The organism is Rhodococcus sp. NPDC056960, assembly GCF_042674125.1.
In the GTDB taxonomy this organism is placed as follows: domain Bacteria; phylum Actinomycetota; class Actinomycetes; order Mycobacteriales; family Mycobacteriaceae; genus Rhodococcus_F.
Window position 1 is genome coordinate 113,887 of sequence record NZ_JBHURF010000012.1, and the last position, 18,723, is coordinate 132,609.

Annotated in this window: 19 protein-coding genes; 8 read left to right on the forward strand and 11 right to left on the reverse strand. The window is 67.5% G+C overall.

Annotated features, from left to right (window positions below):
• Positions 1-9: 9 nt before the first annotated feature.
• Positions 10-1,176 carry an FAD-binding oxidoreductase gene (locus ACFTWF_RS20420; protein WP_378462994.1) on the reverse strand — a complete coding sequence of 389 codons (1,167 nt, stop codon included), beginning with the start codon at positions 1,174-1,176 and terminating at the stop codon, positions 10-12.
• Positions 1,177-1,287: 111 nt separating this feature from the next.
• On the reverse strand, positions 1,288-2,865 hold the full coding sequence (locus ACFTWF_RS20425) for an AMP-binding protein (RefSeq protein WP_378462995.1): 1,578 nt from the start codon (positions 2,863-2,865) through the stop codon (positions 1,288-1,290).
• 170 nt (positions 2,866-3,035) lie between these two features.
• Between ACFTWF_RS20425 and ACFTWF_RS20430 the strand changes: the two genes are divergently transcribed.
• Genes ACFTWF_RS20430 through ACFTWF_RS20445 form a run of 4 tightly spaced genes read left to right on the forward strand, consistent with a single transcriptional unit; the run spans position 3,036 to position 5,756 of the window.
• Positions 3,036-3,527: a CinA family protein gene (locus tag ACFTWF_RS20430; RefSeq protein WP_378462996.1), complete on the forward strand. Its 492-nt coding sequence runs from the start codon at positions 3,036-3,038 to the stop codon at positions 3,525-3,527.
• Between the two features lie 60 nt (positions 3,528-3,587).
• Positions 3,588-3,995 (forward strand): ChaB family protein, encoded by a 408-nt coding sequence (locus tag ACFTWF_RS20435; RefSeq protein ID WP_378462997.1) that lies wholly within the window; start codon positions 3,588-3,590, stop codon positions 3,993-3,995.
• Positions 3,992-5,173, forward strand: a complete 1,182-nt coding sequence (locus ACFTWF_RS20440) for a zinc-dependent alcohol dehydrogenase (protein WP_378462998.1) — start codon at positions 3,992-3,994, stop codon at positions 5,171-5,173. The genes ACFTWF_RS20435 and ACFTWF_RS20440 overlap by 4 nt, the downstream gene beginning before the upstream one ends.
• Positions 5,174-5,192: 19 nt before the next feature.
• On the forward strand, positions 5,193-5,756 hold the full coding sequence (locus tag ACFTWF_RS20445; protein ID WP_378462999.1) for a type 1 glutamine amidotransferase domain-containing protein: 564 nt from the start codon (positions 5,193-5,195) through the stop codon (positions 5,754-5,756).
• 21 nt (positions 5,757-5,777) lie between these two features.
• Here ACFTWF_RS20445 and ACFTWF_RS20450 read toward each other — a convergent pair whose 3' ends face one another.
• Positions 5,778-6,965: a sensor histidine kinase gene (locus ACFTWF_RS20450; RefSeq protein ID WP_378463000.1), complete on the reverse strand. Its 1,188-nt coding sequence runs from the start codon at positions 6,963-6,965 to the stop codon at positions 5,778-5,780.
• A 1-nt stretch (position 6,966) separates the two neighbouring features.
• Positions 6,967-7,602 (reverse strand): response regulator, encoded by a 636-nt coding sequence (locus ACFTWF_RS20455; protein WP_378463001.1) that lies wholly within the window; start codon positions 7,600-7,602, stop codon positions 6,967-6,969.
• A 283-nt stretch (positions 7,603-7,885) separates the two neighbouring features.
• Between ACFTWF_RS20455 and ACFTWF_RS20460 the strand changes: the two genes are divergently transcribed.
• Together ACFTWF_RS20460 and ACFTWF_RS20465 are read left to right on the forward strand one after the other, a co-directional pair.
• The gene (locus tag ACFTWF_RS20460) at positions 7,886-8,362 is read left to right on the forward strand and encodes a hypothetical protein (protein ID WP_378463002.1); all 477 of its coding nucleotides are present in this window, start codon (positions 7,886-7,888) and stop codon (positions 8,360-8,362) included.
• A gap of 47 nt (positions 8,363-8,409) precedes the next feature.
• A complete protein-coding gene (locus ACFTWF_RS20465) occupies positions 8,410-8,556 on the forward strand; it encodes a hypothetical protein (RefSeq protein ID WP_378463003.1) in 147 nt (48 codons plus the stop codon).
• Between the two features lie 85 nt (positions 8,557-8,641).
• Here ACFTWF_RS20465 and ACFTWF_RS20470 read toward each other — a convergent pair whose 3' ends face one another.
• From ACFTWF_RS20470 to dnaK, 4 genes are read right to left on the reverse strand one after another with little or no spacing between them, the layout of a single operon-like run.
• Positions 8,642-9,049 carry a heat shock protein transcriptional repressor HspR gene (locus tag ACFTWF_RS20470; protein WP_185728222.1) on the reverse strand — a complete coding sequence of 136 codons (408 nt, stop codon included), beginning with the start codon at positions 9,047-9,049 and terminating at the stop codon, positions 8,642-8,644.
• A complete protein-coding gene (gene dnaJ / locus ACFTWF_RS20475; protein WP_378463004.1) occupies positions 9,049-10,233 on the reverse strand; it encodes a molecular chaperone DnaJ in 1,185 nt (394 codons plus the stop codon). Before dnaJ ends, ACFTWF_RS20470 begins: the two co-directional genes overlap by 1 nt.
• 22 nt (positions 10,234-10,255) lie before the next feature.
• Positions 10,256-10,906, reverse strand: a complete 651-nt coding sequence (gene grpE / locus ACFTWF_RS20480; RefSeq protein WP_378463005.1) for a nucleotide exchange factor GrpE — start codon at positions 10,904-10,906, stop codon at positions 10,256-10,258.
• Entirely contained in the window at positions 10,903-12,747 is a 1,845-nt protein-coding gene (gene dnaK / locus ACFTWF_RS20485) for a molecular chaperone DnaK (RefSeq protein WP_378463006.1), read from the reverse strand. The genes grpE and dnaK overlap by 4 nt, the downstream gene beginning before the upstream one ends.
• A gap of 265 nt (positions 12,748-13,012) precedes the next feature.
• Between dnaK and ACFTWF_RS20490 the strand changes: the two genes are divergently transcribed.
• Together ACFTWF_RS20490 and ACFTWF_RS20495 are read left to right on the forward strand one after the other, a co-directional pair.
• Positions 13,013-13,606, forward strand: a complete 594-nt coding sequence (locus ACFTWF_RS20490; protein WP_378463007.1) for a hypothetical protein — start codon at positions 13,013-13,015, stop codon at positions 13,604-13,606.
• A gap of 205 nt (positions 13,607-13,811) precedes the next feature.
• Entirely contained in the window at positions 13,812-14,363 is a 552-nt protein-coding gene (locus ACFTWF_RS20495) for a DinB family protein (RefSeq protein ID WP_378463008.1), read from the forward strand.
• Positions 14,364-14,567: 204 nt separating this feature from the next.
• Here ACFTWF_RS20495 and ACFTWF_RS20500 read toward each other — a convergent pair whose 3' ends face one another.
• The 3 genes from ACFTWF_RS20500 to ACFTWF_RS20510 are packed head-to-tail and all read right to left on the reverse strand — an operon-like array spanning position 14,568 to position 18,687.
• Entirely contained in the window at positions 14,568-16,823 is a 2,256-nt protein-coding gene (locus ACFTWF_RS20500; RefSeq protein ID WP_378463112.1) for an alpha-galactosidase, read from the reverse strand.
• A 5-nt stretch (positions 16,824-16,828) separates the two neighbouring features.
• Positions 16,829-17,764, reverse strand: coding sequence for a carbohydrate ABC transporter permease (locus tag ACFTWF_RS20505; protein WP_378463009.1), 936 nt, complete (start codon positions 17,762-17,764; stop codon positions 16,829-16,831).
• Positions 17,764-18,687: a carbohydrate ABC transporter permease gene (locus tag ACFTWF_RS20510; protein ID WP_378463010.1), complete on the reverse strand. Its 924-nt coding sequence runs from the start codon at positions 18,685-18,687 to the stop codon at positions 17,764-17,766. The genes ACFTWF_RS20505 and ACFTWF_RS20510 overlap by 1 nt, the downstream gene beginning before the upstream one ends.
• Between the last annotated feature and the right edge of the window lie 36 nt (positions 18,688-18,723).

Sequence of the window (18,723 nt, forward strand, 5' to 3'; positions counted from 1 at the left end):
CCGGCCCGGTCAGTAGGCGGGGTCGTGCCGGATGTTCTCCGGCGGAGTGCCCGCCGCCTGCAACCGGAACTTGGTGGTGTTGATCATGGCCTCGGAGCCGACGAGCTGGATGTCGCGCTCGGCCCACGTTCCGAAGTCGGCGACGACCTGCCCGACCTTGCCGGTCAGCCTGCGGTGCATGCCGGGCAGCGTCGCGCTGACCGGCCCGGTGTACCACCACGGATCCTCGTCCTCCTCGGTGACGGGGACGACGGTCAGCCACGGATTCTGTTCGGCGAGGGCCCACACGGTGCCCAGGTCGTAGAGGTCGCAGGGGTATCGGCCGGTGAAGAAGAGGTGGACCCGGCGGTCCTGGCCGCGTTGCGACATCTGGAGAATCTGCGCGCGCAGCGGGGCGATGCCCGTGCCCGACCCGATCATGAGCATGTCGCGACCGTTGTCGTGGCGGACTCCGAGGTCGCCGAGCGGGGATCCGATCACCCACCGCTCGCCCACGAGCGTCTGGGTGACGATGGCGGGACTGACCCAGCCACCCGACACGCGGCGGACGTGGAATTCGATGATGCCCTGGTCGTTGGCCGGGTTGGCCGGTGACAGATACCGCCACATGCGGGGACGCGACGGGACCTGCACGCTCACGAACTGGCCTGCGGTGTACGCCATCGGTTCGTCGAGTCGGAGGCGGATGATCGAGATGTCCTTGCGGACCTGGAGGTGCTCGATCACGGTCGCACCCCACGCCGGCGGACCGCTCTCGGCGTTGGCCGCATCCATCATGGTGGCGGCGACGACGGCGAGGACGTCGCGCCAGGCCTGCTCGAGTTCGTCGGTCCACGGTTCGGTGGACGGGAACTGCTGGACCGCGGCGATCAGGGAGTTGCCGACGGCGACGTAGTGCGCGTCGTCTATTCCGTACTTACGGTGGTCCCGGCCGAGCTGGGCGAGGTAGGCGAGTATCTGCCCGGACTCCTCCTCGAGTCGCTCGATCACGTACTGGACGGCGGAGATCAACCGGTCGCGCTGCTCGTCCATGGCTGCGGGGAAGAAGTCGCGGGCCTCGGGGTACCGCGCGAACAACAGGGCGTAGAAGGACCGCGAGAGCGCCTGAGGGCCGTCCGGCACTGCCGCGATAGCCTTGAAACTCGACCGGACCAGCGATATTGCCTGTGAATCCACGCGCATCCTCGTCGCCGACCGAACGCGGACCCCGCCGCGAAGTACTTGGGCAGACTATAGGCGGGGCCGCCACGCCACAGACCAGGTCCCTTGATTCCCGCCCTGCTCGTGCTATCCGACCGCTCGGTCTGCACTCTCCCAATAGCGGGACCGCAACGCCTTCTTGTCCAGTTTTCCGAGCGGGGTCAACGGCAGCGTATCGACGAAGTCGATCGATTTGGGGGCGTGCACGGAGCCTTTCGCCGCACGGACCCGTTCGACCAGATCCGCGGCGTCCACCGACTGCCCGGCCCGCAACACCACGCACGCCTTGACGGCCTCGCCCCACTTCTCGTCCGGAACACCGACCACCGCCACCGACGCGACCGCCGGGTGCGCCGAGATGACGTCCTCGATCTCCCGGGGAAACACGTTGAAACCGCCGGTGACGATCATGTCCTTCTTGCGGTCGACGATCGTCATGAAACCGTCCTTGTCCTTGCGCGCGACGTCACCCGTGTGCAGCCATCCGCCCCGGAACGCCTCGGCGGTCTCGTCGGGCTTGTTCCAGTACCCCTTCATGACCAGGGGGCCGCGGACGCAGATCTCGCCGAGTTCACCCTGCGGCACCTCGTTCAGGTCGTCGTCGAGCAGGGCGACGTTCAGCCACGGCACCGGGCGCCCGCACGTCGCGAGCCGGCTGGGGTCGTCCGCCACGTGCTCCTCCTTCCGCAGCACGGCGATGGTCATTCCGCATTCGGTCTGGCCGTAGAACTGGAAGAAGATCTGGCCGAACTTCTCGATACCCTCCCGCAACCGGGCCGGCGACATCGCCGACGCCCCGTAGAACAGTGTCTGCAGACTCGACACGTCCCGGTTCGGCAGGTCGGGATGGTCCATCAGCAGGTAGATCATGGTGGGGACGAGCATGGTGGCCGAGATCTTGTGCTTCTCGATGGCCTCGAGGACCGCGCCGGGCTCGAACGCGGGCAGCACGATCAGCGCGCCACCCCGCAGCAACGTCGGAATGAAGAAGGCGGCGCCGGCATGCGAGAGCGGCGTGCAGATGAGGAAACGCGGCTGGTGCGGCCACTGCCACTCGGCCATCTGGATCTGATTGAGCGTTGCACCCGACTGATAGGAGCCGACGACGCCCTTCGGCTTGCCGGTGGTGCCCCCGGTGTAGACCATGCTGCTGCTGTCGTCGGCGGCCACATCCGCTGCCCGCAGTCGTTGCGGGGTGAACGTCTCGGCGAGCGCGAGGATGTCGGTACCCACTTCGGACGGCCCCAACGACAACACGTTCTCGATGGACGGGGACTGCGCAACCAGCTGTGCGGCGCGCTCCTCGAAGGCGGTGGGATCGAAGATCAACGTCTGGATCTCGGCGTCGCCGACGATGTACAGATGGTCGTCGAGCGAGCCCATCGGGTTCAGCGCGCTGGCGCGGCACCCGGCGATCATGGTGGCGCCCATGCTGATGAGCACCTCGGGCCTGTTCTTCGACAGCATGGCGGTGCTCGTACCCTTGCCGATCCCGAGCGAAGCCAGTGCCTGCGCAAAACAACTGATCTGATCGCGCATCTCACCGCCGGTGAGGACGACGTCGCCGAGGTAGAGCGCCGGCTTGTCGGTGTTGCGTTCCAGTGCAGTGATGAGGAGGTCTGCAGCGAAGGCGGGTCGATGCAGATCTGCGAACTCGTCGGTCATCTGTAATCCTTCTCCCGCGACGCCCCGGGCGCGTGGTCCGGCGGCCTGGATTTGCTGTGTCCTGGGTCACCGACACCCTAACCGGAAACCGGGAAAACTGAAACCTGTTCCACTCCCTGGTGATGGCGATCCGAGCTTCCGGAGCGGGGCACTCCGATACCGTGTCAACCATGAGTCCGCAGGACAGAGTGGCAGAACGGATCTCGGCGGCGGCGCGCCGCTCCCACGTCTTCCTCGCAACGGCGGAATCACTCACCGGCGGCCAGATCTCGTGTCTCCTCGGCGCCGCACCCGCATCCTCCGACTGGTACCGGGGCAGCGTCGTCGCCTATTCCAGCGAAGTGAAGCACCGGGTGCTGCAGGTGCCGGACGGTCCCGTGGTCAGCGAGCCCAGCGCTCGCGCGATGGCCGGCGCGGTCGCGGAACTGCTCGGCGCCGACATCGCCGTCGCCGTGACCGGTGCGGGCGGACCCGACCCTCAGGACGGGCAACCGCCGGGCACCGTCTGGTTCGGGCTCTTCTCCGACGGGCGGATCGAGACCGAGGTGCGCCGTTTCCCGGGTGAACCGCAGGACGTCGTGACCGCCACCACCGAGCACGCCCTGGCGCTGCTCGAGCAGGCGCTGGCCGCCGTCTCCGGTCGAGTACCGCCGCCCGCGTAAATTCCGGGGAGTCGGGTAACCGCTCGGGAGGTCACCTCTACACCCGAGGAGGATTTCTCCGTGCCGAAGACCACCGACAGCGGCAAGCCGAAGAAGAGCGAGCTCCCGGAAACTCTGAAGAAGTCGTCCGAGAAGGCGCAGCGCACGTTCGCCAAGGTGTACGACTCCGCCATGGACCGGTACGACGACGAGGAGCGAGCGCATCGCGTCGCGTACGACGCCTTGAAGCACAGCTACGAGAAGGTCGGCGACCACTGGGAGGCCAAGAAGGAGAAGGGCCCGTCGGACGATCGCGCGAAGAGCGGCGGCCCCAACCCCTCCGGAGAAACGGCCGAGGGCGTCGACGCCAACGCGAGCAAAGAACACCTGATGCACGTCGCCCAGAGGCTCGACGTTCACGGCCGGTCGACCATGACCAAGGACGAACTCGTCGACGCCATCGAGAAGGCGAACTGGAGAGCCCGATGAAAGCCGTGACGTGGCAGGGGAAACGGAAGGTCAGCGTCGACACCGTCCCCGACCCGGTGATCGAACAGCAGACCGACGCGATCGTCGAGATCACCACCACCAACATCTGCGGCTCCGACCTGCACCTGTACGAGGTGCTCGGCGCGTTCATGCGCGAGGGCGACATTCTCGGCCACGAACCGATGGGCATCGTCCGCGAGGTCGGGTCCGCGGTGTCCGACGTGAAGGTGGGCGACCGGGTGGTCATCCCGTTCCAGATATCCTGCGGCAGTTGCCACATGTGCGATCGGCAGTTGTTCACCCAGTGCGAGGTCACCCAGATTCGCGACGAGGGGATGGGCGCGGCGCTGTTCGGGTATTCGAAGTTGTACGGGAGCGTTCCCGGCGGCCAGGCCGAATATCTGCGGGTGCCGCACGTGACGAACACCCACATCACGGTTCCCGAGGGTCCCCCGGATGCACGTTTCGTGTACCTGTCCGATGTGCTGCCGACGGCCTGGCAGGCCGTCGAATACGCGGACGTGCCCGACGGCGGTTCCGTCGCCGTTCTCGGTCTCGGACCCATCGGCGACATGGCGGCACGCATCGCCGCGCACCGCGGGTTTCGTGTCATCGGCGTGGACCTCGTGCCCGAGCGCCTCGACCGCGCGAGGGCGAGGCAGATCGAGACGGTCGACCTGAACGAGTCCCCGGGTGAACTCGGCGACCTGATCCGAGACATGACCGACGGCCGCGGTCCCGATTCCGTCATCGACGCCGTCGGGATGGAAGCGCACGGCTCCCCCGGGGCGAAACTGCTGCAGCAGGTCACGTCGTTCCTGCCCGGCGCCATCGCCGGGCCGCTGATGTCGACGGTCGGGGTCGACCGGCTCCACGCCCTGTACTCGGCGATCGACATCGTCCGACGCGGCGGCACCATCTCACTGATCGGGGTGTACGGCGGCATGGCCGACCCGCTCCCGATGCTCACGCTGTTCGACAAGCAGATTCAGCTCCGGATGGGGCAGGCCAACGTCAAGCGGTGGGTCCCGGACATTCTGCCGCTGCTCACCGACGCCGACCCGCTCGGCGTCGATTCGTTCGCCACCCACGAACTGCCGCTGGACGACGCCCCGCACGCGTACGAGATCTTCCAGAAGAAGGAAGACGGCGCGGTGAAGGTACTGCTGAAACCGTGATCCTGGAAAGGAATTGCCCATGACATCCACCGATACGCTGCGCGGCCGGAAGGTCGCCATCCTCGCCACCGACGGCGTCGAGGAAGTCGAACTCGTCGAACCCCGGAAGGCCGTGGAGAACGCTGGCGCGGAGGTTCGGCTGATCTCGTTGTCCCCCGGCAAGATCCAGGCCATGAAGTCGGACGTGAACGAGGCGGGCACGTATCCTGTCGATGCCGTCGTCGGAGACGTGTCGGTTGCCGACTTCGACGCGCTGATCCTGCCCGGCGGCACCACGAACCCCGATCACCTCCGGATGGACGCAGCGGCCGTCGGCTTCGTCCGCGACTTCGTCAATGCGGGCAAACCGGTGGGCGTGATCTGCCACGGACCATGGACCCTGGTCGAGGCCGACGTCGTCCGCGGTCGCACGCTCACGTCGTATCCCAGTGTGCGCACCGACATCCGCAACGCCGGCGGAAACGTCGTCGACGAGGAAGTGGTGGTCGACAACGGGTTGGTGTCGAGCCGCAACCCGCACGACCTGCCCGCGTTCTGCGCGAAGATCGTCGAGGAATTCGCCGAAGGCCGTCACTCGCGGTGACGAATCCGTCGGCGAGCGTGGTCAATCGGGGTCCGGAACCGTCACCACCACGCGGGTGCCCGCACCGGGCGAGGACGTGACATCGAAGGTGCCACCCAGGCTCTCGACCCGCACGATGTTCGACGCGAGTCCGATGTGCCCCTGCGCCACCCGTTCCGGAACGACGGCCGGATCGAATCCCGCGCCGTCGTCCGCGACGGTCAACGTGATCCGGCCGTCGGCACGGTCGAGTGCGAGTTCGATCTTCGTGGCGCGGGCATGCCTGGTCACGTTGGTGAGCAGTTCCCGTGCCACCCGGTAGAGCAGTTCCTGGCTGTCCGGGTGGCCGACCTCGCCGAGGTTCACCACCATCTCGACCTCACCCCGGCGCTCGTACAGATCCGCGAGTTCCCGCAGTGCCACGGTGAGGCCCAGTTGCGCGAGCACCTGCGGATGCAGTGTGGTGACGGTGGAGCGCAGCTGCGCGGCGGTCTCGCGGAGGGCGGACTCGGCGGCGTCGAGCATCTCGTCGGGGTGCCGCTCCAGCGCCTCCTCCACGTCGAGCCGGGCGGCGAGCACGTTCTGCAGCGGCCCGTCGTGGAGGTACTCGGCCAGCTGCCTGCGCTCGCGTTCCTCGGCGACCATCGACTCCGCAACCAGTTGCTTGCGCACATCCATCAGCGAGATCACCGTCGCCGACCGCCGGACCAGCACGTATGACAACGCCGTGGTCGCGGCCGCGAGCCACAGCAGGAACCCGAAGTACAGGTACACCTCGTCGGGGAAGCCCACCGCGTCGTCGCGTTTCGAGTAGACGATCCACACCACCTGATACCCAACCGCGGTGCACACCCCGACGATCGCCGTCAGACGCGGCCGGTACTGGAACGCCACCGAGATCGGCAACAGGAAGAACACCGGCAGCAGCACCGACGTCGCACCGCCCGAGGCGATACACAGCGCCACCACCGCGGTGACGTCCGCAGCGGTGGACACCCAGCCCGCCCACGGCCCGACCTCCCGCACGAGAACGAAGATCAGCCAGACGAGCGCGATCGCCGCGTACCCGATCAGCAGTCCCGCGAACACGTCGGGTTTCCAGTGCGTCACGTGGATCACCGGTCCGAGGAGTGCCATCAGTCCGATCAGCGGCAACCGCAGGATGGCGGTCACCCGGACGGCCTCGGTGGTGTAGCGCCGGACTACGCGACTCTGGGACGGATGGGGCACGTCACTCCAGCAGACCGCGGCGCATCGCCTCGGCCACGGCTGCGGCGCGGTCGCTCACCCCGAGTTTCTCGTAGAGGCGCTGCACGTGGGTCTTCACCGTCGACGGGGCAAGGTACAGTTCGCCGGCGATCGTGGGAATGCTCTGGCCGCGCGCGATGAGCGCCAGCACTTCCTTCTCCCGGCCGCTCAGCACCGGGCCCGCCGGTTCACGGCGGCGGCGCACCTCTCCCGCTAGCCCGACGGCGAGGGAGGCGGGCAGGACGTCCCGGCCCTGGGCGCAGTCCAGGACGGCCTTCACGATCTCGGCCCGCGTCGACTCCTTCGGCAGGAACCCCGCGGCCCCCTCCTGCAGTGCGTGGTAGACGATCGCGGACTCGTCGTGCGCCGACAGCAGCAGTACCCGCGTGGCGAGTTCGGACTGTCGCACGGCCGCGGCGACCTGCGCACCGTCCAGTTCGGGCATCCGGTAGTCGAGCAGGGCGACGTCGGGACCGAGTTCGCGGATCAGGGCCAGCGCCGCCGCGCCGTCGTCGGCCTCGCCGACCACTTCGATGTCGCCACTCGCGACGAGGGCACGGACGACGCCGTCCCGGAAGATCGGGTGGTCGTCGCCCACCACCACACGCACGGCGCTCACGGCGCGGTCCGATGCGTGTCGACCCCGGCGAAGTCCATTGCTCACTTTCTCACGAGACCGGGCCCGCGCGGAGCACTTCGCCGAGCCCTGTCCCCCGATCGGGGGACACCGGATTCATCCCCGCCTCGGTCCTGTCGGCGGACAGACGGCAACGCGCATTCGCGACATAGTTGATGCACACCGGAAAGCGGGGAGATCGGAAACCGAAACCCCCACGGCCCCAGACGTTCCACCCCACAGAAGCGTCAGAACCCCGACGTTCCCGAACTCAGGAGAAGCCATCATGCGCACTCACGTCCGCCGCCGCGTCGCACTCTTCGTCGCACTGCCCGCCACCGCCGTGGCCGTCACCGGATTCGCGATCGCCGCCGCCGGAGTCGCCAACGCCGGCACGATGCCGACGTCGGGTCCCACGATCGCGATGACGATCAGCAACGACACCGACCTGCCGATGGTTCTGGCGGGGTGGTCGAACCCTTACGGTCAGTGGATCCAGGCGCCGTCGGACTACCTCGCCCCGCACAGCAGCGAGATCGTGAAGGCCTACTCCACCGACCCGAACGGCGTCGAGGTCGACGCCACCTATTCACTCGCAGGCGGCGCCCAGGCCGTGTTCCGCGCCGACAACTACATCAACACCACCGACCTGGACGGCACCCGTGTGGACGCCGACTTCGGCCACGGCTACGGCATCAGCAGCTGGATCGACTCGGGCTACCCGAACATGAACGCCGGCTACCACCTGTACGGACAGCCCTGATCGGCACACCCGACCATCCACCGAACCCTCGAAGAAAGACAGAAGACATGTTCACGAACGTCACCGACACCCCCACACCCACCCTCTCCCGCGCACTCTGGACCACCGAAGAGATCAAGGCGCGTCTCGAGGTAATGGACATTCCGCGCACGCGCACCCGCCGCGGGCCCCGCTGGGGTAGCCGCGACCGATAAGCCTGGGTGGGGCCGGGGCCCGATGTCGCACTGGTTCACTCGGACAGGACCAGTGCGACATCGGTTCGTCTTTTCCCGGCGCGGATCAGCGCTGGTGTCGCGGCTTCCACACGACGAGCGCGTTGCTCCGCGGAATCGGCACGAGGTCGCGCCGGTAACCGGCGTGGACCTTCGAGATCTCCTCCGCGAGCTCACGAACCCGATGTTGCAGGGCCTCCACCTGGTTGGTCAGTTCGATGATCCGCTTGATCCCGGCGAGGTTGACCCCCTCGTCCTGGGAGAGGCGTTGCACCTCGCGGAGCAGTGCCACATCCCGCGGCGAGTACCGCCGCCCGCCACCGGACGTGCGGTGCGGGGTGACGAGACCGAGCCGGTCATAGTTGCGCAGAGTCTGGGCGTGCATGCCGGCGAGTTCCGCGGCCACCGAGATCACGAAGATCTGGGCGTCCGGATCAACGGCGGTTTCGCGTGGATCCTGGGTCGTGTCGCTCATCAGGCACCTGCCCACCCGGCCCTGGGATCGAATCCGCTGGCCTTCTCTGCTTCCAGATAGGTCTTCAGTGCTTCGGTGGCCGGGTCGTCTAGCTTCTGCGGAACCGCGACCTTGACGGTGACCAGCAGGTCACCGGCGCCGCCGGCGCGTTTGGGGACGCCTCGTCCCCGCACGCGCAGGATCCGGCCGTCGGCCGTGCCCGCCGGAATCTTCACGCCGACCCGCCCCTCCAGGGTGGGGACGGAGACGGTGGTTCCGAGCACGAGCTCACCGTAACTGACGGGGACCACGAGGGTGAGGTCGTCGCCGTTGCGCCCGAACACCTTGTCGGGCTTCACCCGGACCGTCACGAACAGGTCGCCGGACGGCGCGCCGCGCAGACCGGCCTCACCCTGCCCGGCCAGCCGGATCTTCTGTCCGTCGCTGACACCCGCGGGGACGCGGACGGTGATGGTACGGGTGCGGTTGGTGACTCCGTTGCCGTGGCAGACCTCGCACGGGGAGTCGATGATGGAGCCGGTGCCGCGGCAGTCGTCGCACGGCTCACTGAACCCGAACGCGCCCTGGTTCCGGCTGACGATTCCGGTTCCGTTGCAGCGCGGGCACACCCGCGGGCTGGTGCCCGGCTTCGCCCCGCTGCCGTGGCACGTGGTGCACGGTGACGGGCTGGTCAACCGCAGCGGAACCGTGACTCCCAGCGTGGCCTCGCGGAACTCGAGTGTGGTCTCCGTCTCGACGTCGCTTCCACGCCGGGGACGGTTGGTGGTGCGGGTCGCGCCGCCGCCGGCGGCACCGCGATTGAACAGGCCGCCGAAGATGTCGCCGATACCGCCGTCACCGGCCGCCGCTCCGCCACCACCGAACAGGTCGTTGATGTCGAATCCGCCCTGACCGAAACCGCCGGCTCCCGGGTTGAATCCGCCGCCGCCCTGACCGAACCCACCGCTGGCGAACAGGCGCCGGGCCTCGTCGTACTCCTTGCGCTTGGCAGGATCGGACAGCACGGCGTGGGCTTCGCTGACGGACTTGAACCGCTCCTCGGCCTTGGCGTCGCCGGGGTTCGCGTCGGGATGGAGGTCGCGGGCGAGCTTGCGATACGCCTTCTTGATCTCGTCCGCGGACGCGTGGGACGAGACGCCCAGCTCCTTGTAGAAGTCCTTTTCGATCCACTCCCGCTGGCTCACTGGGCGTCTCCTCCTCTCGCTCTTACTCTTGTTCCGACCGGGCGGACGTCGCCGCCTCGTCGGAGGTGTTCGCATCGGCATCGCCGGTGCGATCGATCACAGCTACCATCGCATGCCGCAGGACGCGATCACCGAATTTGTAGCCCTTTCGCATCACCGTGCCGAGAACGGGGTCGGAACCCTCGCCCTCGTGCTGCACTGCCTCGTGCAGCGCCGGATCGAATGCGTCGCCCTCGGCACCGAACTCGCTCAGGCCGAGCGAGGTGAGGGTGCCGGTGAGCTTGTCCGCCACACTCTTCAGCGGCCCCGAATCGAGGTCGCCGTGGCTGCGTGCACGGTCGAGGTCGTCCAGCACCGCGATGAGCTCACCGACGACGGACGCCTTGGCGTTCGCGATGTCGGACTGCTTGTCGCGCTGGACGCGGCGACGGTAGTTGGCGTACTCGGCCTGCAGTCGCTGCAGGTCCGCGGTACGTTCCGCCAACTCGTCCGTCTCCGGTGCCGCCGTCTCCGGCTGCGTCCCTTCGTCCACCGAGTCGGGCTGCGGAGCGGCAGCGGCGCCCGCGAGGGACTCCACTACCGGCTCCGCGTCCCGCGTCTGACCGGTCTCGGGGTCGATCTTCCGCTTGTCCACGAAAGTGACCGGTTCCTGCTCGGTGTTGTCGGACGTCACTTCTTCTCCGAGTCGGACGGCTCGTCCACGACCTCGGCGTCGACGACGTCGTCGGCACCGCTTGCGCCGGAACCGTCGGTGTTGGCGGCCTCTTCCGCGGCACTGGCCTCGTAGATCGCCTGGCCGAGGGCCTGCGACTCGGTGGCCAGCTTCTCGACCGCAGCCTTGACGGCCGCGATGTCGGTGCCGGCGAGAGCGGCGTTGGCTTCCTTGATGGCCGCCTCGACCTTCTCCTTGACGTCAGCCGGGACCTTGTCCTCGCTGTCCTTGATGAACTTCTCGGTCTGGTGCACCAGCGACTCGGCCTGGTTGCGGACCTCGGCCTCCTCACGGCGGGCCTTGTCTTCCTCGGCGTGCGCCTCGGCGTCCTTGACCATCCGCTCGATCTCTTCCTTGGACAGACCGGAGCCGTCCTGGATCTTGATCGTGTTCTCCTTGCCCGTGCCCTTGTCCTTCGCGGTCACGTGCACGATGCCGTTGGCGTCGATGTCGAACGTGACCTCGATCTGCGGCACACCACGCGGGGCGGGCGGCAGGTCGGCCAGCTCGAACGAGCCGAGGAGCTTGTTGTGCGAGGCGATCTCGCGCTCACCCTGGAACACCTGGATCTGCACCGACGGCTGGTTGTCGTCGGCCGTGGTGAAGGTCTCGGACCGCTTGGTCGGGATGGTGGTGTTGCGCTCGATGAGCTTGGTCATCACGCCACCCTTGGTCTCGATGCCGAGGGACAGCGGGGTGACGTCGAGGAGCAGCACGTCCTTGACCTCGCCCTTGAGGACGCCGGCCTGCAGGGCGGCGCCGACGGCGACGACCTCGTCCGGGTTGACGCCCTTGTTGGGCTCGCGGCCACCGGTCAGCTCGCGCACCAGGTCGGAGACGGCGGGCATACGGGTGGAACCACCGACGAGCACGACGTGGTCGATGTCCTTGACGGCGATGCCGCTGTCCTTGATGACGGCCTGGAACGGCGCGCGGGTGCGGTCGAGGAGATCGGACGTGATCTTCTGGAACTCGCTGCGGGACAGCTGCTCGTCGAGGAACAGCGGGTTCTTGTCCGCGTCCACGGTGATGTAGGGCAGGTTGATCGACGTGCTCTGCGAGGAGCTCAGTTCGATCTTGGCCTTCTCCGCAGCCTCACGGAGACGCTGCAGGGCCATCTTGTCCTTGGTCAGATCGATGCCGTTCTGAGCCTTGAACTTGTCGACGAGCCACGTGACGATGCGCTCGTCCCAGTCGTCACCACCGAGGTGGTTGTCGCCGGACGTGGCGCGAACCTCGACGACGCCGTCGCCGATTTCGAGCAGCGAGACGTCGAACGTGCCGCCACCGAGGTCGAAGACCAGGATGGTCTGTTCCTTGTCGCCCTTGTCGAGGCCGTAGGCGAGCGCGGCCGCGGTGGGCTCGTTGACGATGCGCAGGACGTTGAGGCCGGCGATCTGGCCGGCTTCCTTGGTGGCCTGACGCTGCGCGTCCTCGAAGTACGCGGGGACGGTGATCACGGCGTCCGTGATGTCCTCACCCAGGTATGCCTCGGCGTCGCGCTTCAGCTTCATGAGCGTGCGCGCGCTGATCTCCTGCGGCGTGTACTTCTTGCCGTCGATCTCCACGTTCCAGTCGGTGCCGATGTGGCGCTTGACGGAGCGGATGGTGCGGTCGACGTTGGTGACCGCCTGGTTCTTCGCGGGCTGGCCGACCAGCACCTCACCGTTCTTGGCGAAGGCGACGATCGACGGGGTGGTGCGTGAGCCTTCGGCGTTGGCGACCACTACGGGCTCGCCGCCTTCCAGCACAGACACGACCGAGTTCGTTGTACCGAGGTCGATACCGACGGCACGAGCCATAGTGTTCCTCACTTTCGTTTTGCAGTCCTGTGGGCAGGCTTTTCATGACTGAACTGCGATGTTGGCGCTTGATGAGCGCCCTCCGCTCAAGTTTGCACTCCGACACCGTCTGGAGTCAATTCGAACTTGAGTCTTGCACGCTCAATCTTGTCGTAAGGCTCAACGGAGGGGTGCGGAGATTTGTTCCCGGCGCCCGAACTTTTCTTCGGACACGGCCCTGCGCGGGTCTGCCCGCCGGGGGTCGGTCGCTCGATAGGATCGCAGCGTGACGACACCCGAACAGCCGCCAGGCCGGCCGGCACCGCCGCGACCCGTACCGCCGCGTCCGGAGTTCGCGGTCACCCCGCTGCGCGCCGCCCCGACCGATGCGACCCCGAAGGCCGTCACGGTGTCACTGTCCGCGTGGGTGGGGTCGTTCGTCGTCCTCGCCGGGATCGCCGGGGCCATCGCCCTCGACCTCGGCGCGGTGCGCGACGCCCTCGAGGCGTCGGTGGCCGCGGACAACCCCGGCGACTCCGCGGCCGACATCACCGACACGGTGAATCTCACGCTGATCGGCTGCGGCGCCATCGCGGTCGTCCTGATCCTCCTCGGACTGATCGGGATCCAGCTCCTGCGCGCCCGCAAGCCGGCGGGCCAGATCACCCTCGCCGTCGTCGGTGCCCTCAGCGTCGCCGGCGGGGTGGGCCTGTGGACCCTGCTGTCCGACGCCGGCGACGCGACCGCGGGTGTGCTGCAGTGGGCGCCGCTCGCCTACAGCGCCCTGGTCGCGGTGGGTGTACTTGCCCTGTTCGCCCCCGGCGTGTCCGCGTGGCTGCACCGGAGTCGCCGAGATTCGACGATCGCCCACCGCACATGACGCACTGCGTGACCTGGCGCGGCCTCCCACCGCCGCCCGATGTCACACCGGTGCAATCGGACTGAACGGATGTCACATCGGGCGAGGCGGCGGGCGCTTTCGGCACATCCGGGAAGGCACCCAACTCCGACCCGCGAGAAACGCCGAGGAATGGCCTTTCTAATAAGGACCGTTTCTGACCTCAATCGCTTCTATCGTTCTTCTCATGACCACTTCCAAGCAGTCCGAGCAGTCCACGGCCACCGGTGAGCGCGCCGACATCCTCCAGATCCTGCAGGAGCAGCGTGCCACCCTGTTGATCACCGTCCGCGGCATCGACGACGCACAGGCACGGCAACGCTCCACCGTCAGCGACCTGACGCTCGGCGGGCTGATCAAGCACGTTCTGCACACGGAAAAGCATTGGGTGGAAACCATTCTCGAACCCGACGAGAACGCGGAGTTCGACATGGAGTGGGCGATGGAGAAGTACTACATGCGCGACGACGAGACGCTCGAGGGGCTGCTGGCGGAGTACGCCGAGGTGGCCCGCGCGACGGAGACCGCGCTCGCCGGCCTCGACGACCTCGACGTGCTGATCCCCCTGCCGACGGCACCCTGGGCACCCGAGCGGCAGTGGTGGACGATCCGCCGCACCCTGCTCCACATCATCCGGGAGACCGGCCACCACTCCGGTCACGCCGACATCATCCGGGAATCGCTCGACGGCGGAAACACCACCCTGCAGATGGGAGCCGACGCCGGCATGGAGTTCTGACCGGAACAAACGAAAACGCCTCACCGGGTCCGGGTTCCGGTGAGGCGTTTTCGTCTCGGCAGTGGCGGTCTGGGGTGTTGACGTACCTCCTGCGGGTCAACCTTTCGCCGACTGGTGAGAACTATCGTGCCTCCCGGCTGCGACATCGGCCACCGACCCCAGGGTGGGTGTCGCCCACCCCGGAGCCGGGACCGAATTCCGCGGCTACGCCTCCTCTGTGACGGAGAGCACGACGACGTCGTCGGGGAACGACGCGGGCGTCTGCAGACCCGCCGCCGCGAGGGCCCGGCCCGTCAGCACGACGCCGGGAACGTCGCTCCCCGCGGACAGTCCGTCGGATCGTCCGCCGCCGGGCGGGGTGGTGACGGTCGGCTGTCCCTGCGGCGGAACGTTGAACCACGCCGGCGGTTTCAGGCCCTCGTCCGGTTGACCGGCGAACACGGGCCGAACCCGGTAGCGCCGGTCGGGGTCGAGCCCGGGCAGGGTGAACCGGCCCCGCGGAGACACCTCGGAACGCCCGAGGTAGGCGAGGAAGAACAACGCCTCCGAACGGTCGTCCGCGACGGCGCCGTAGACCTGGAGGGTGGGGTCGATCTCGTCGGCGCGCACCATCGTTCCGGTGTGCAGGAGCTCGCGGTGCCGCTTGTGCAGGTCGATCCACACGGCGAGCTCCGCGTTCTCCTCGTCGGTGGCGGTGGCCAGATCCCACTCGATCCCGAGGTGACCGTAGAGTGCCGTGCCCGCCCGGAACGACAGCCGGTGGTACCGGCCCGTCGTGTGGGAGGTCCCGGATGCGATGTGCGAGCCGAGCAGTTCGGGCGGAAGCAGCTGCATCGTCCACCGGTTCATCTGCTGGCGCTCGAGCGGATCGATGCAGTCGGACACCCACACGCGGTCGGTGCGTTCGAGAATGCCGAGATCCACCCGGGCCCCGCCCGACGAGCAGGATTCGATCTCCAGCCCGGGGAAACGGTGCTTCAGTTCGTCCATCAGCCGGTAGGTCGCGAGAGTCTGGTCGTGCACGCCGGCGCGCCCGTGCGGTGCGGTGCCGGCGTCGATCAGGTCGCGGTTGTGGTCCCACTTGATGTAGGCGATGTCGTACTCCGCGAGAATCGCGGACATCCGCCCCAGGATGTGGTCGTACGCCTCGGGGATCCCCAGATTCAGTACCTGCTGGTTCCGGGACGGCACCGGCGTCCGCCCGCCGGTCGCCATGACCCACTCGGGATGCTCCCGCGCGAGGTCGGAATCGAGGTTGATCATCTCCGGTTCGAACCACAGGCCGAATTCCATGCCGAGGGAACGCACGTGATCGATGATCGGGTGCAGACCGTTCGGCCACACCGTTTCGTCCACATGCCAGTCCCCCAGCCCGGCCAGGTCGTTGCGCCGGTGCCGGAACCAGCCGTCGTCGAGGACATACCGCTCGACGCCGAGCTTCGCCGCTCGATCCGCCAGGTCCGTCAACCGTGCCAGGTCGTGATCGAAGTAGACGGCCTCCCACACGTTGATCGTCACCGGGCGGGCGCGCCGCGGGTGTGTGGGGCGCGCACGGAGGTAGTCGTGGAAGCGACGCGCCTGGGCGTCGAGGCCGTCGCCGTAGGCGCCGTAGATCCAGGGCGTGCCGTAGCTCTCGCCGTCCGCCAGCCGGACCTCGCCGGGTAGGAGGAGTTCGCCGCCGCCGACCACCTGGAAACCGGTGAAGAGGCGCTCGGCGTAGTGGCGGTGGTTGCCGCTGAACGCGACATGGGTGCCCCACACCTCGCCGCGGGCGAAGCCGAAACCGGGCACGCCGACGGACAACACGGTGGCCGCGTCCGGGCCGGTGCGGCCCTTCCGTCCTTCCCGCTCGTGGACGCCGACGGTGAGTTCGCTGCGCTGCGGGACGCGTTCCTTCCCCCATCGCCCGGCGAAGTCGAGAATCTCACGGGCCTGCGGCGGAACCGGGAACGCGAGCTGGAGGTGATCGAGGACGTAGAACGAATCACCCGAGTTGGTGACCTCGGCCCGCGCCCGCAGGAGGCCGCTCGGCAGCAACTCGATGTCGAGGGCGAGACCGAGATCGGCGACCGCATCGCGCGCGGTGACCCGGACGGTGCCCGGACCGGCCGAGACGAGTTCCGCGTCCGCGGACGGCCGGTGCTCGGTTCCGTCGACCGTGAGGGAGTCGGTGGTGAACAGCGGCGACCAGTCGGCGCCGTCGCGGTGACCGGCGATGCCGGGCTTGCCCACCCACCCCGTGTGATGTTCGGGGAGGATCGACAGCCGCACCGGGAGGTCGACCACGTTGCCCGCGAGGGGCTCGATGTTCGCCTGCGCCAGAGCCTCGACGTCGGCAACGGTCAGCTCGCCGAGCGCCGCCCCCCAGTGGACGATCGCCGGCAACCTGCCGTCGGTGACGTCGAGGACGACGGACACACCCGCCGAGGTCAGATGAACGTACGCGTGCGGTGAAACCATCGCACTCACTTGTTGGCTCCCATCGTCAGTCCGGAAACGAAATGCCTTTGCAGCGCCACGAATACGAGCACCGTCGGCAGTGCGACGAGAACCGATCCGGCGGCCAGCAGGTTGGTGTCGGTGAAGAAGCTGCCCTGCAGATTCTGCAGAGCGGTGGTGACCGGCAGCTTGTCGCCGCTGACCATGAGTGCCAGCGCCCAGAAGAAGTCGTTGTAGATCCAGGTGATCATGAGCGTCGCGAGCGCGGCCAGCGCCGGACGGCACAGCGGGAGGACCACCTGCCAGTACTGGCGGAACAACCCCGCTCCGTCGACGGTGGCCGCCTCGAGCAGCTCGGGGGGAACCGTCTTCATGTAATTGCTGAGCACGAACACGCAGAATCCGGTCTGGAATGCCACGTGCACCAGGATCAGACCCCAGTAGCTGTCGTACAGCGAACCCGACGAACTCATCCAGTACGGCAACGGAATTGCGTTGTACAGCCGGAACAGCGGCGTCAGCAGCGTCTGCTGCGGCAGCAGATTGCCCGCGATGAACACCGCCAGCATGATCACGTTGAACTTCCACGGGAACCGGGCCAGCACGAACGCGGCCATCGACCCGATGAACAGGATCAGCAGCACCGCCGGGATGGTGATCAGCATCGAATTGAAGAAGTAGTGCGGGATTCCGCCGACCTGCCACGACTCGGTGTAATTGCTGAGCGTGAATCCGCCGACCGACAGGTAGCCGTGCGTGAGGACGTAATCGTAGTCGCGGAACGAATTGTAGAGGGCCCACAGGAGTGGGAAGATCCACAGCAACGCCAGCGTGGTGAGCAGGAAGTACATCGCCGCGTGCGCGGTACTCAGCCGGCGCCGGTTGGCCACCGCGGCCTTGTTGCGGGGCCCGGGCCGTTCGACGGGCGCACTGTGGTCGGCGAGGGGTGTCGTCATGGTCATCAGTCGTCGCTCCGCATCACGATCCAGAGATAGAGGGCAATGAACACCAGCGAGATCACGAGCATGATCGTCGCCAGGGCCGAACCGAATCCGACCCGGCCCGCTTCACCGACGACGTTGGCGGTGACGAGGGCGGAGATGAGTTCGAGTCCGTTGCGGCCCTTGTTGATCACCCACACGAGGTCGAAGGCACGCAGGGCCTCGATGACGGTGATGACGATGATCAACAGGTTGGTGGGCTTCATCAGAGGGAACACGATGCGGAAGAACGTGCGGATCGGGCCCGCTCCGTCCATGAGTGCCGCCTCGCGCACCGACGGGTCGATGGCCTTCAGGCCTGCCAAGTACAGCAGCATGATGTAGCCGGTGTGCCGCCAGCTGGCGGCGACCATGACGGCCCAGATGTTGACGTCGGGGTTGCCGAGCCAGTCGACGTCCGCGCCGAGGATGGTGTTGAGGACGCCGCCGTCGGTGGAGTAGATCAACTGCCACACGAACCCGACCAGCGCCATCGACAACACCACGGGGATGTAGAAGATGCTCTGGTACAGACGGCTCCCTTTGAGGCCCCGGTCGAGCAGCACGGCGAGGAAGATGCCGAGCACGGTCGGGAAGACGAACAGGAACGCCAGCCAGAGGACGTTGTTGTGGAGCGCCTGCTGGAACGGCGGGTACGCCTGGACGGCGTCGACGTAGTTCTGCGTGCCGATCCATTCGATGGTGGACGTGCCGCCGATGCCGTCCCAGCGGGCGAACGACAGGATCACCGTGAACACGGTGGGAATCCACACCAGCCCGATGACGATCGCGGCGGGCAGCCCGAGCATCACGGCGATGGTCCACCGGTCGCCCCGGCTGCGCCGGATCTTCGGCGCCGGGGCCCGGGTCTCGGTTCCGGCCCGGGGAGGAACTGTGCTGGTCATGAATTCACCTGACCTGTCGGGACAGCGGGGATGGTC

What these genes read in the sequence shown, in the direction of transcription:
- ACFTWF_RS20425 (WP_378462995.1), bottom strand. Translation starts at nt 2,865, where the DNA reads ATGACCGACGAGTTCGCAGATCTGCATCGACCCGCCTTCGCTGCAGAC.
- ACFTWF_RS20430 (WP_378462996.1), top strand. Translation starts at nt 3,036, where the DNA reads ATGAGTCCGCAGGACAGAGTGGCAGAACGGATCTCGGCGGCGGCGCGC.
- ACFTWF_RS20440 (WP_378462998.1), top strand. Translation starts at nt 3,992, where the DNA reads ATGAAAGCCGTGACGTGGCAGGGGAAACGGAAGGTCAGCGTCGACACC.
- ACFTWF_RS20445 (WP_378462999.1), top strand. Translation starts at nt 5,193, where the DNA reads ATGACATCCACCGATACGCTGCGCGGCCGGAAGGTCGCCATCCTCGCC.
- ACFTWF_RS20460 (WP_378463002.1), top strand. Translation starts at nt 7,886, where the DNA reads ATGCGCACTCACGTCCGCCGCCGCGTCGCACTCTTCGTCGCACTGCCC.
- ACFTWF_RS20465 (WP_378463003.1), top strand. Translation starts at nt 8,410, where the DNA reads ATGTTCACGAACGTCACCGACACCCCCACACCCACCCTCTCCCGCGCA.
- ACFTWF_RS20470 (WP_185728222.1), bottom strand. Translation starts at nt 9,049, where the DNA reads ATGAGCGACACGACCCAGGATCCACGCGAAACCGCCGTTGATCCGGAC.
- dnaK (WP_378463006.1), bottom strand. Translation starts at nt 12,747, where the DNA reads ATGGCTCGTGCCGTCGGTATCGACCTCGGTACAACGAACTCGGTCGTG.
- ACFTWF_RS20495 (WP_378463008.1), top strand. Translation starts at nt 13,812, where the DNA reads ATGACCACTTCCAAGCAGTCCGAGCAGTCCACGGCCACCGGTGAGCGC.
- ACFTWF_RS20500 (WP_378463112.1), bottom strand. Translation starts at nt 16,823, where the DNA reads ATGGTTTCACCGCACGCGTACGTTCATCTGACCTCGGCGGGTGTGTCC.
- ACFTWF_RS20505 (WP_378463009.1), bottom strand. Translation starts at nt 17,764, where the DNA reads ATGACCATGACGACACCCCTCGCCGACCACAGTGCGCCCGTCGAACGG.
- ACFTWF_RS20510 (WP_378463010.1), bottom strand. Translation starts at nt 18,687, where the DNA reads ATGACCAGCACAGTTCCTCCCCGGGCCGGAACCGAGACCCGGGCCCCG.